Raw genomic sequence first — 11,435 nt, 5'->3', positions numbered from 1 at the left:
CTTTTGATAAATTTGCCATGTTAACTTTTCCACTTCTTATAAAACAAATAAAAAGCGCCGGAGCCCAAAGCAATAACTATGATCGGCAAAATAAATGGTTTTGCATATTCCTTAATATCTCTCCAGTGATCACCAAGCTCCATTCCCAATAATAAAAAGAGAACCGTCCATGGCACCATGGCTGCAATTGTGTAGATTGTAAAAATAGATAAGGGCATTTTGGCTATTCCGGCAGGGATTGATATGGCGTGCCGAATGACTGGAATAAATCTGGCTGTAAATATAACTCCAGTTCCATACTTTTCGAACCATTTCTCTGATGCATCCAAATGTTTTCGTTGAATCAGCAGATATTTCCCATATTTATCAAGAACTGGCCTTCCGCCATACGCGCCAAGCCAGTAAAGAAACAGCTGGGCAAGTGTTCCGCCTGCAATCCCAGCAAGGAGGGCTCCTATAAAATGGATATCCCCGGTGCTGACTAAAAAGCCGCCATAGCTTAGGACAATTTCGCTTGGGATCACTTCAACCATTAATCCAAGTGCAATGCCGGCATAACCCAGCTGGGAAAGTAATTCAAAAATGCCGGCAATCATCTCTTCCATTCTGGTACCTCCCCATTAGAAATTCAAAAAGTCCCGGACATTTGCAGGAATATAATGATGAACCCTAATATCCAAACGTATACAGCAAATATCTTCAAGGATTTTCGTTTTAGAAAATTAATCATCCACACGACTGCTGCATAACCAAAGAGTGCTGATGACAATGTAGCCATTAACATGCTGCCAAGGGTTATGGCTTCTGTGTGACCGGACATCAATTCGCCAAATTGCATGACAATGCCGCCTGCGATGGCAGGAATGGATAACAGGAAGGAAAAATAGGCAGCTGTTTCCCTGTCGAGCTTCCGGAAGAGGCCTGCTGCAATGGTTAAGCCGGACCTTGAGACTGCCGGGAAAATGGCGGCAGCCTGAAAGGTGCCGATAAACAAGGCATCTCCGTACGTAATGCTGTCCATCTTCTTTGCGCCTTTCTTAACACCATCAGCAATCCAGAGTATGAACCCTGTAAATAGAAATTCCCAGCCGATTGTAATACCGGATTTTGAAATTGAATCGAACATGTCGCTCAGCAGGAGTCCGACGATTACGGCTGGAATTGTCCCGACTATCAGAAGCATCGATAGCTTGCCGAAGGGCTTCTTAATAAGGTGAAACAATTCATTTTTGTATACGACAAGGACTGCCAGTAAAGTTCCTATGTGCAGCATTGTATCAAGGAAGAGGCCTGCTTCATCAAGCCCAAATAGATGTCTCCCCAAAAATAAATGTCCTGTACTGGATATAGGCAGGAACTCTGTAAGTCCCTGAATGATCCCCAGAATGAAAGCCTCCAGCTTTGACATCATCTGTATATCACCTTCCTAGGCAGGTATAAGAATAGGCAAAGCTATATGCGCCAGCCTGTCTTTAACATGTGTATTCAAGTTGTCCCAATCGAGAACAGGAAATTAAGGCTGCAGAGGGAAAGAGCAAAAATAAAAAAATACATGAAACCTTTTAGACTTAATAACGTAAATAATAAAAGAATCATCTTTATATTGAGGATAATTTAGGAGGAAACAGAATGAATGATTATAAAATGCCTTCCAATGATGAAAGGCTTATAGCAGCAGCTATCTATGTAACCAGCTTTTTTACCGTTTTTGTCGGACCGCTGATCATTTGGCTCTTGAAAAAGAATGACTCGGAGTTTGTAGATTATCATGGGAAGGAATATTTAAATTTTCTAATTTCCTATACGATTTACAGCACAATCAGCGTAGTGCTAATGATCATTTTAATAGGGGTCATTACGATTTGGATCGTGGGAATCCTTGCTTTTATCTTTACGATAGTAGCTGCTGTCAAAGCATATGAAGGCAAGGAATACCGAATACCTTTAGTTTTCAGGATTTTAAAATGATGAACAGAGTCCAGGGCTGTTGCCGCTGGGCTTTTCTTAATGGATAATTAACTCTGCGGAGCTTTAGGTTATAAAGTACACGGGGTGATGTAATGAATAGACTTGATAACAAACAAAGGATGCTCAAACTTATGGAAATTTTGAGAGAGCAGACCGATGAAGAAAATGAATATACACTGGACGATATAACTGAATGCTTTAAAAAGGAATACGGGCCGGATGTGAAATTAAACAAAAATTCATTAAGAGACGATATTGAACATCTGATTGAAGCAAAATTTGATATTACCATTAACCAGGAAAAAGAGGGAATGCCAAAGTTCTACAGCCATCAATACCGCCTATTCGAGCTATATGAATTGCGCATGCTGATTGATGCCGTTGCTTCTGCACGCTTCATCACGAAAGATGAGACGAAACAGCTGATCCGGAAAATTAAAAAGCTGACAAGCATTCATCATGCCAAAAAGCTGCATAATGAAATTTTGATCGATTCCTCTGTAAAAAGTGAAAGTAAGCTGGTTCGGCTGGCTATCAATGATTTGCATGAAGCCATTTCCGAGCGGAGAATCGTCACATTTCAATATGGAAGATATAATCTCAATAAGGAATTTGTTTTAAGCCACAATGGAGGGCAATACAGGGTCAAGCCGCTGGCGCTCACATGGGTAAATGACTTTTATTATTTAATAGCCTACTATTTTGCAAAAGAAGAAATCCGCCATTATCGGATTGACCGCCTCCGCAATGTTCGTATAACGGAAGAACAATTCGCATATGAACCCTTTGATGTATCCAAGTATGTGAGCTCAACCTTTCATATGTATGCCGGGTCGGAGGAGTGGATAAAAATCCGATTCCACAACGATTTGATCAACGTGATAATTGATAAATTCGGTCGGGATGCAGACATAAGAAAACTGGATGAGAACCATTTCGTTTTATCAGCCAAAGCCATTGTAAGTGATGGACTTGTCAAATGGCTCCTGAATTGGGGTAATCAGGCCAAAGTGCTGTCACCATCCTCACTCATTGATCAGGTAAAAAACGAAATCAAAAATATGATGAATGTTTATGAAAAAGAAATGGACTAAACTCAGCTATAAAACTTTTAGACACTCCAATATTGGGGTGTCTTTTCATTAGAAAAATATTTAAATTTCCTTTGAACGATTTATGTACTTAAACGTCATATGAATGTCTGCTGGAGTGGAGTCCGGCCCTTTTGTCTGCTTATACTAATACTTTTATCATGGGCGGTAATTTCCCTGATGAATTATTGCCGAGTATCATTGTTTCTGTGATTACCATTGCGCTTTCCATGCTGGCATCCATTGCGATATTTAAACGGAGGGAACTTGCCTGATTTCATGCATCCTCAAAAATTGGAAAAGTTATATCTGCAAGGCTATGATGATGCAAGAAAATCATTTGAAAGAATCAATCAATTTTAACCGTATCTGTCACGATGCGGTTTTTTTATTTTATTTGCGGATAAAAAGAGCCCCGTCAATAAAATCCTCTCAAAATTCATTTTTAATGGAACTAATTAATAGAATATAAAGAGAATTTTATATAGCAGGGGAGACTTACTGATGAATATCCAGCACTATTACCTGAAAACAGCTGACATCTCTTTGAATGCAAGCCTTACAGCACTTATGCCCCCATTTTTCTTTCTATTGTTATTCTTGAACAAATTTCCAGGGGCTAATTTCATTATTATCTTGTTCCCTTTTATCATTTATAGTTTTTTGTGTCATCAAATGTATCTTCTGAATAAACAAAGGGCAGCCGAGGCAGCGGCAAGTAATTTTTATTCTAATGGACAAGCCCCTCTGCCAATGTTGCAGCAGTCAAGTGTGCTGATCGCTTTTTTGCCGGCCCCTTCTCTAAGAATGGTTATTTTTGATACTGAGGGAAGAAGAATAGGTGAAATCAGAGATATGAAAATGCGGAAGCTTCGCTGGTTTCTGCCTTATTTTATCGACCGATTCTTTCCAAAAAGGCTTGGGATATATGACCATACTGAAAATCTTGAGGCATCAATCATCATCTGCAAAAGGGGGATCGAAATTTTGTCTTCAGATGCCCGCTGCAGGGAATTAATCGAGTTTAAAAAGGATGGAACCACTCTGCTGTTTCAGAATGGGGATATGCGGTATGCCGTTCCTAAAAGTTTTTTACACACAGATTTGCAAGTTCTAAATGAACAATCGCACAGAATTGCCCGCCTTCGCAAAGGGTGGATGCCATTTGAGTGGGGGAAGCGCTTTACGGATCCAAACACACCTGTGCTAACCTTTAATGTGAGCCTGGCAGCAAAAGAAAAGCGCAGAATTTATGCTATGTTTGCGGCTCTATTTTTATATCGCAATCACTAAAACCATGTGCACATTTATAGATTCTGCATTCCCCATATAGTATGATGAATTCAGCTTAATTATAGGGAAATCCGTATAGAGGTGTTGGAATGAAAAAGTTTTTACTGGCAGCTGCAGTTATTGTCCTTTTGCTGTTCATTGTTGACAAAACTATTCTTAAGGAAAAGGGAGTAGTAGAGCAAGCAGGACAAATGCAAAAATACGATAATATAGAAGATCCTGAGGATTTGCCTATTGGCCTGGAGAAAGGAAACCTTGCTCCAGACTTTGAACTGACAGATATGAAAGGAAATCCGGTAAAGCTCAGTGACTACAGGGGCAAAGCTGTGCTTCTGAATTTCTGGGCAAGCTGGTGTCCTCCATGCCGCGCGGAAATGCCGCATATGGAGAAGCTTTATAAAAAGTACAAAGATAAAAAATTCGATATTCTTGCCGTAAATCTCACAAACACTGAAAAAAATAATGGAGACGCTGAGAAGTTCGTGAAAGAGCTGGGGCTGACTTTTACAATCCCTATGGATGTAAAAGGCGCTGTTGGTTCGGATTATAATATTATGGCCTATCCTACAAGCTATTTTATTGACTCTGATGGAGTTATTAGAGAAAAAGTATTAGGAGCCTTAAATGAAGAATATATGGAGAAGGAAATCAAAAAGCTTCCATAAACAAACCGGAGAGCCATATTAGCTCTCCGGCTTTATATCTGCAATCATATCCTGGTGAAGACGATTAACGATTACCCTTTTCCTGTATAGCATTATGCCGGCTTCGGCAATGTCATTAACAGCTGAGCGATTTATAAAAGCCCCAAAAAACAGTCCGGCTATAGGGATCATTTGGAAAAGTTTTTTCCAGCCTATTTGGTCCCTGTACGAAAACACAACCTCTCTCCAGCCTTGGAGCTCAGAAACGACTTCCCTTTTTGGACCTTCTTCTTTAGCACCAAACATGGTAAGCTGCTGCAGAATGGCTTTTTTTCCAACAATATCACTGGAAACAAATTGAAGGATTTTGACTATAAACATTCTTTCATTTTTATCTGCGGGATCGAAGCCATAGCAAATCGCAATATCCTGCAGTGTTTTTAATTGAATGCCGAGGAGAAGAGGGATATCAATGGTCAGGGTGAAAATCCCTCCGACTCCAGTTCCCGCACCCTGCAATGCAGCGGTTCTTTTTCTGTTTGAGGTTAGCTTTTCCGCGGCTTCATCCATCTTTACTATGGGGAGGGCTTCTACATCCTGCAAGGTATGGATATTCTGTCCAGGATAATAATTCTTTAACGCTGCTGCCGAACTTAAATATCTTCCTCCTGATTGAATATACGTGCCAAGTTCATCAAGAATCACTCCAACCTTTTTTTGTATGAACTCCGGTGTGAATCTATCAATAAGTTTGAAAGGAAGCCTCCCAAGCTTCTCCCAAAACCACAAATCACCTTGGTCTTTTTCCCATTCTTCGCATTTCTTTAACTCATTTATCAGCTGTTCTTTCGTTTCAATCATTAGTATCGCCCTTTCATTCCTTCTTCTATATTTTAACTATACGGCTGGTTAAAGCAAAAGTTTCAATTCTTTCACAACCAATTCTCTTTGTATATTCCGACTATTCATGGTAAGATTCTTATAATAGAATAGGATTTCCTTCGGGGCAGGGTGAAATTCCCAACCGGCGGTGATGAGGGTACGCCCTCTTAGTCCGTGACCCGGTTTTATTAGCAGAGATAGGTGCTTAATAATAGCGGTGGATTTGGTGAAATTCCAAAGCCGACAGTGAAAGTCTGGATGGGAGAAGGAATGAGTATAGTAACGCGTTCAAAATTTATTTTTTTAAACGCTTATTTCGTCATGTGTTTTTGCCCCGTTTCACCTAGCTGGTGTACGGGGTTTTGCCGTTTCATACTTAATTTGGAGAAATTGTAAGGAAGGAGGATTCACATAATTTGAATCACCAGGAATATATGAAGTTAGCCATCAGTCTGGCAGCGGCAGCCAAAGGACAAACAAGTCCTAATCCGCAGGTGGGTGCGGTTGTTGTTAAAAATGGTGAAATTCTGGGGATGGGTGCTCACCTGAAGGCGGGAACTCCCCATGCAGAAGTCCATGCGATTGCTGCGGCTGGCGATAAGGTTAAAGGGGCTGATATTTATGTCACTCTTGAACCGTGCAGCCATTTTGGCAGGACTCCACCATGCGCAGACTTAATTATTAATTCAGGGATTAATAGGGTTTTTATTGCTTCTGCCGATCCAAATCCTCTGGTTTCAGGCAAAGGGATTGAAAGGATGCAGGATGCCGGTATTGACGTGGTGACCGGTCTGTTGAAAAAGGAAGCAGATGCCCTAAACGAACCATTTTTCCATTTTATAAAAACAAAGACACCATACGTAACCATTAAAGCAGCTTCATCGTTTGATGGGAAAACAGCTGCAAAAACCGGTGACAGCAAATGGATTACCTCTCCAGAATCCAGGCAGGATGTACACCGTCTACGGCATGAACATGACGCAATACTTACAGGTGTAAATACAATCATTCACGATAATCCCCTTTTAACCGCCAGGCTGCCCCAAGGCGGAAAAAATCCCATTCGAATTGTTTTAGATACAAATCTCAGAATTCCGGCTGACGCAAATGTCATCCGAGATCAGTCTGTTAAGACCATCATCTTTACCGGCTGCGAAATAGATTCGACAAAAGCAGAGGAAATAAGGAAGTATAATGCAGAAGTTTTTTCTTTTCCTTCTAATGAGGTGCCGATTAAAGAAGTATTAAAAAACTTAGGTGAAAGAAACATCATGACTTTATTTGTTGAAGGCGGGTCTGAGATCCATGCTTCATTTATTAAAGAAGGTTTCTTTCAGCAGATGATCCTCTATATGGCTCCTAAAATTATTGGAGGCAATAAGGCGATTCCATTTATTGGCGGGGATGGTGCCGACTATGTACAAGACTCCCCTGTACTGGAATTCACAGAAATCAAAAGGATTGGCGGCGACCTTAGAATTACCGCAAAACCGCTGAGGGAGGCCAGGCAATAATGTTTACAGGAATTATTGAGGAGCTTGGAACAGTAAAAAAAGTAGTTCAGCAAGGCAAGGCAATGAAACTGACGATACAGGCCTCCGAAGTATTATCAGATGTTCAATTGGGGGACAGCATTTCGGTTAATGGCGTGTGTCTTACGGTTACGGATTTTGCAAAAAATGAATTTTCAGCAGATGTCATGCCCGAAACATTCAAAAGCACTTCGCTTTCTGCCATTAAAGAACGAACTAAAGTCAATTTGGAGAGGGCGATGTCGGCAAATGGCCGTTTTGGCGGGCACTTTGTGACAGGGCATGTGGATGGTACAGGTCAAATCATCAAAAAGGCAGCGAGTGAGAATGCTATTTATATACAAATATCTGTGCCGCCTGCCTTAAGCCATTTGCTTATCATGAAAGGCTCTATTGCAGTAGATGGGATTTCCCTTACTGTATTCGGCAATGAAGACAATACCGTTACCGTCTCGATCATTCCACATACAGCGAGTGAAACGGTACTGGGCTTCAAAACTGTTGGAGACATTGTTAATCTCGAATTCGATATGCTTGCCAAGTATCTATATTCCTTCATGAACAGACGGCAGGAGACCACACCGCCAAAAGAAGGAATATCAGAAGGATTCCTTAAGGAAAACGGCTTCTTATAATTAGCAAAAGGAGGGGCAATAAACCATGTTTAGTGAAATACATGAGGCATTGGAAGATTTAAAGGCGGGGAAAGTCATCATTGTCTGTGATGATGAAGACAGGGAAAATGAAGGAGATTTCCTGGCAATCGCGGAATATGCTAAACCGGACACCATCAACTTTATGGCCAAAGAAGGCAGAGGCCTGATCTGTACACCTATCACTGAGGAGCTGGCTGAAAAGCTGGAACTGAATCCGATGGTAGAGGTGAACACTGACAGCCATGGAACAGCTTTCACAGTCAGTATTGACCATGTGAAAACCACTACAGGCATCAGTGCCTTTGAGCGTGCTTTCACGATAAAGGAAATGCTCGAGAGTGATGCTAAGCCTTCAGACTTTTCCCGTCCGGGACATGTTTTTCCGCTCGTTGCGAAAAAAGGAGGAGTCCTTAGAAGGGCAGGACATACAGAAGCTGCGGTAGATCTTGCTCGCCTTGCCGGTGCTGTACCAGCCGGGGTTATCTGTGAAATCATGAAAGATGATGGAACAATGGCGCGTGTGGATGACCTTGAAATAGTAGCGGAAAAGTTCAACTTGAAAATGATTACGATTCAGCAATTGATAGAGTATCGCTTAAAACATGACTCCATTGTAAAAAGGGAAGTGGAGATTCAGCTTCCAACAGAATTTGGAGATTTTAAAGCAGTAGGCTATACAAACACTGTCGATGGAAAAGACCATGTTGCTCTTGTAAAAGGAGAAATTGATGAAAATGAACCCGTATTGCTTCGTGTTCATTCAGAGTGCCTGACCGGAGATGTATTCGGGTCTAACCGCTGTGACTGCGGACCGCAGCTTGAAGCAGCACTGGCACAGATTGAGGCAGAAGGCCGGGGAATTCTTTTATACATGAGACAGGAAGGACGCGGCATCGGCCTGATTAATAAATTGAAAGCCTATAAGCTGCAGGAAGAGGGATATGATACCGTTGAGGCAAATCATAAGCTCGGGTTTAAGGACGATCTTCGCGACTATGGGGTAGGTGCACAAATCCTAAGGGATCTGGGAGTGAAAAAAATGCGCCTTTTAACCAATAATCCCCGCAAGATTGCAGGTTTGGGCGGCTATGGGCTGGAGGTAGCAGAACGGGTTCCTCTTCAAATGCCTGCCAAATCTGAAAATGAGATTTACTTAAAAACAAAGAAAACAAAACTTGGGCATTTATTACAATTTTAAGGGAGCGATTTGAGATGAAAAAAGTAATCGAAGGACATTTAGTAGGAACAGGATTAAAAATGGCAATTGTCGTGTCTCGTTTTAATGAATTCATTACGGGCAAGCTTTTAAGCGGAGCGGAAGATGCACTTAAGCGCCATGGAGTGAGTGAAGAAGATGTGACAGTAGTATGGGTTCCTGGAGCATTTGAAATCCCGCTTGCAGCTAAAAAGCTATCCCAATCCGGAAAATTTGATGCAGTTATTACACTTGGCACAGTAATCCGAGGAGCAACTCCGCATTTTGATTATGTCAGCGGCGAAGTGGCAAAAGGGGTCTCATCAACAGCATTGCAAAGCGGTGTCCCAGTTATCTTCGGAGTTCTAACAACTGACACAATTGAACAGGCTATTGAGCGTGCCGGCACTAAAGCTGGAAACAAAGGATGGGAAGCAGCTGTCGGAGCAATTGAAATGGGCAATTTGTATAGACAGTTATCCGATGGTGAATAAGGTATCATTTTTTATTCAGACGGAACGCTTACTACGATCGACTTGATCATATAATTATACAGGTGCAGTTATGCTGACCTGTTTCTATCAAAATCGGCGGGACAATTCTCGCCGGTTTTTTTAGGTATATCTGAACAGACGTCTGACCTTTCTATTGGCAGAATGAATTTTTTTTGTTAAAATACTGCTTGTGGCTCACCCGTGTTTACTTCTGCGGGGAGAGCGGGTAGGGAGAGGGCTAATTGAATAGATAGGTAGTATTTATGAATAAGTGGTTTAACCGGCTTTTTCAGCTGAATTCAAATGGAACAACTGTTAAAAGGGAGGTTATGGCTGGGGCAATCGGCTTTTTTACGATTGTTTATATTATCGCAGTTAACTCTCTTATTCTCTCTGAAGCAGGAATACCTTTGGAAGCAGCTATTTTTGCAACCATTATAACCTCGGTGGTCGGCTGTTTGATTATGGGGTTTTGGGCAAATGTACCGATCCTCCTTGTGCCTGGAATGGGAATCAATGCTTTATTCTCCTATACTATGGTCCAGTCCATGGGCTTATCCTGGCAGGAAGCATTGGCTGTAGTGTTCATATCCGGTCTGATCTTTGTTTTCGTGGCTTTTTCGCGATTTGCACAGACATTAAGTGAATCAATTCCACATTCACTTAAAGAAGCGATAACAGTGGGACTGGGGCTTTTCCTGATGCTGATTGGACTTGAAAAAGGCGGAATCGTTGAAAAAGGGACAAACTCCATTATTGCTTTAGGTGAGCTGGGAGACCCGCAAGTGCTTGCAACAATCTTAACGTTCCTGCTGGCCATCATTTTATTCATGCGGAATGTGCCTGGAAACTTTTTAATTACTGTTGTGGCAGGAACACTGATCGCATGGGCTTTTGGGCTGATAGATGTGCAGAAGACTGATGAAAAGTCGTTCGCGCTCTCTGATTATATGGAAGTATTTGGAGCAATGTCATTTGATAACTTGCTTTCCGTCACTTTTTGGATTGCCATTTTTTCTTTGACAATGGTTCTGGTATTTGAAAATATCGGATTAGTCCATGGTCATGTTGGTTTTATTAACAGGCCGGAACAGTTTAAGCGCGCTTTTCAGGCAAATTCTGTTTCAGCATTATTGTCCGGTATTTTTGGGACAAGCCCGACTGTTGCAACGGTTGAAAGTGCAGCAAGTATGGCTGCCGGGGGACGTACAGGATTGACAGCAGTTACAACCGGGATGCTGTTTGTGCTATCCGCATTCTTTATTCCTGTTATTAAGTTGATCCCCAACAGCGCGATTGCCCCTATTCTGATCATTATTGGCGGACTGATGCTTCAAAACATCCGCAATCTTGATTTAAAGGATATGAGCGAAAGCTTTCCGGCTATCTTTATCATTGCGATGATTCCGTTCACTTACAGTATTGCGGACGGCATTGCCATTGGATTTATTCTTTATCCAATCTTAAAGATTTCGATAGGCAAAGCAAAGGAAGTTTCATTTGCTTTATATGTCATAGCTGCTTTGTTTTTATTCAACTTTGTTTTTCATGTGATTAGTTAAAATAGATAGTGGGATGCCCTTATATGGGGCATCCTTTTTCTTTATCTGAAAAAAAGGGAGGAATTTGTAAAAAAAATTAAATATTTCTATTTATTCAACAAGTTTCGACACGCGTAAT

At 41.4% G+C, this 11,435-nt stretch carries 13 protein-coding genes and 1 riboswitch; of the genes, 10 read left to right on the top strand and 3 right to left on the bottom strand.

Annotation, left to right across the window (positions count from 1 at the left end; translation table 11 throughout):
• Window positions 1-20 precede the first annotated feature (20 nt).
• Both uptA and BFI01S_RS14390 read right to left on the bottom strand, forming a co-directional pair.
• On the bottom strand, window positions 21-605 hold the full coding sequence (uptA, locus tag BFI01S_RS14395) for an undecaprenyl phosphate transporter UptA (protein WP_061793236.1): 585 nt from the start codon (window positions 603-605) through the stop codon (window positions 21-23).
• A 23-nt stretch (window positions 606-628) separates the two neighbouring features.
• On the bottom strand, window positions 629-1,408 hold the full coding sequence (locus tag BFI01S_RS14390; RefSeq protein WP_061793237.1) for an undecaprenyl-diphosphate phosphatase: 780 nt from the start codon (window positions 1,406-1,408) through the stop codon (window positions 629-631).
• 221 nt (window positions 1,409-1,629) lie between these two features.
• Between BFI01S_RS14390 and BFI01S_RS14385 the strand changes: the two genes are divergently transcribed.
• The 5 genes from BFI01S_RS14385 (at window position 1,630) to BFI01S_RS14370 (ending at window position 5,017) form a co-directional block, all read left to right on the top strand.
• Window positions 1,630-1,968 (top strand): DUF4870 domain-containing protein, encoded by a 339-nt coding sequence (locus tag BFI01S_RS14385; RefSeq protein ID WP_061793235.1) that lies wholly within the window; start codon window positions 1,630-1,632, stop codon window positions 1,966-1,968.
• A gap of 131 nt (window positions 1,969-2,099) precedes the next feature.
• The gene (locus BFI01S_RS14380; protein ID WP_235831198.1) at window positions 2,100-3,062 is read left to right on the top strand and encodes a helix-turn-helix transcriptional regulator; all 963 of its coding nucleotides are present in this window, start codon (window positions 2,100-2,102) and stop codon (window positions 3,060-3,062) included.
• A gap of 131 nt (window positions 3,063-3,193) precedes the next feature.
• Window positions 3,194-3,334: a hypothetical protein gene (locus BFI01S_RS22585; protein ID WP_235831197.1), complete on the top strand. Its 141-nt coding sequence runs from the start codon at window positions 3,194-3,196 to the stop codon at window positions 3,332-3,334.
• 229 nt (window positions 3,335-3,563) lie between these two features.
• A complete protein-coding gene (locus tag BFI01S_RS14375; RefSeq protein WP_061793233.1) occupies window positions 3,564-4,352 on the top strand; it encodes a hypothetical protein in 789 nt (262 codons plus the stop codon).
• 89 nt (window positions 4,353-4,441) lie between these two features.
• Window positions 4,442-5,017, top strand: coding sequence for a TlpA disulfide reductase family protein (locus tag BFI01S_RS14370; RefSeq protein ID WP_061793232.1), 576 nt, complete (start codon window positions 4,442-4,444; stop codon window positions 5,015-5,017).
• 18 nt (window positions 5,018-5,035) lie between these two features.
• Here the strand turns inward: BFI01S_RS14370 and BFI01S_RS14365 are convergent, their stop codons facing one another.
• Window positions 5,036-5,857: an EcsC family protein gene (locus tag BFI01S_RS14365; RefSeq protein ID WP_061793231.1), complete on the bottom strand. Its 822-nt coding sequence runs from the start codon at window positions 5,855-5,857 to the stop codon at window positions 5,036-5,038.
• 132 nt (window positions 5,858-5,989) lie between these two features.
• Window positions 5,990-6,152, top strand: a riboswitch (FMN riboswitch).
• Window positions 6,153-6,294: 142 nt separating this feature from the next.
• Between BFI01S_RS14365 and ribD the strand changes: the two genes are divergently transcribed.
• The 5 genes from ribD to BFI01S_RS14340 all read left to right on the top strand — a co-directional run bounded on the left by ribD (window position 6,295) and on the right by BFI01S_RS14340 (window position 11,317).
• Window positions 6,295-7,392 (top strand): bifunctional diaminohydroxyphosphoribosylaminopyrimidine deaminase/5-amino-6-(5-phosphoribosylamino)uracil reductase RibD, encoded by a 1,098-nt coding sequence (ribD, locus tag BFI01S_RS14360; RefSeq protein WP_061793230.1) that lies wholly within the window; start codon window positions 6,295-6,297, stop codon window positions 7,390-7,392.
• A complete protein-coding gene (ribE, locus tag BFI01S_RS14355; protein ID WP_061793229.1) occupies window positions 7,392-8,045 on the top strand; it encodes a riboflavin synthase in 654 nt (217 codons plus the stop codon). The genes ribD and ribE overlap by 1 nt, the downstream gene beginning before the upstream one ends.
• A 25-nt stretch (window positions 8,046-8,070) precedes the next feature.
• Window positions 8,071-9,264 carry a bifunctional 3,4-dihydroxy-2-butanone-4-phosphate synthase/GTP cyclohydrolase II gene (locus BFI01S_RS14350; protein WP_061793228.1) on the top strand — a complete coding sequence of 398 codons (1,194 nt, stop codon included), beginning with the start codon at window positions 8,071-8,073 and terminating at the stop codon, window positions 9,262-9,264.
• Window positions 9,265-9,278: 14 nt separating this feature from the next.
• Window positions 9,279-9,755 (top strand): 6,7-dimethyl-8-ribityllumazine synthase, encoded by a 477-nt coding sequence (gene ribH / locus BFI01S_RS14345; RefSeq protein ID WP_048011430.1) that lies wholly within the window; start codon window positions 9,279-9,281, stop codon window positions 9,753-9,755.
• Window positions 9,756-10,018: 263 nt separating this feature from the next.
• Window positions 10,019-11,317, top strand: a complete 1,299-nt coding sequence (locus BFI01S_RS14340; protein ID WP_048011431.1) for an NCS2 family permease — start codon at window positions 10,019-10,021, stop codon at window positions 11,315-11,317.
• The last annotated feature ends 118 nt before the right edge of the window (window positions 11,318-11,435 follow it).

This window comes from Cytobacillus firmus NBRC 15306 (assembly GCF_001591465.1).
Lineage (GTDB): Bacteria > Bacillota > Bacilli > Bacillales > Cytobacillaceae > Cytobacillus > Cytobacillus firmus.
Note: the sequence above shows the minus strand (reverse complement) of the source record. Positions and strands in the feature narration are given on the sequence as shown.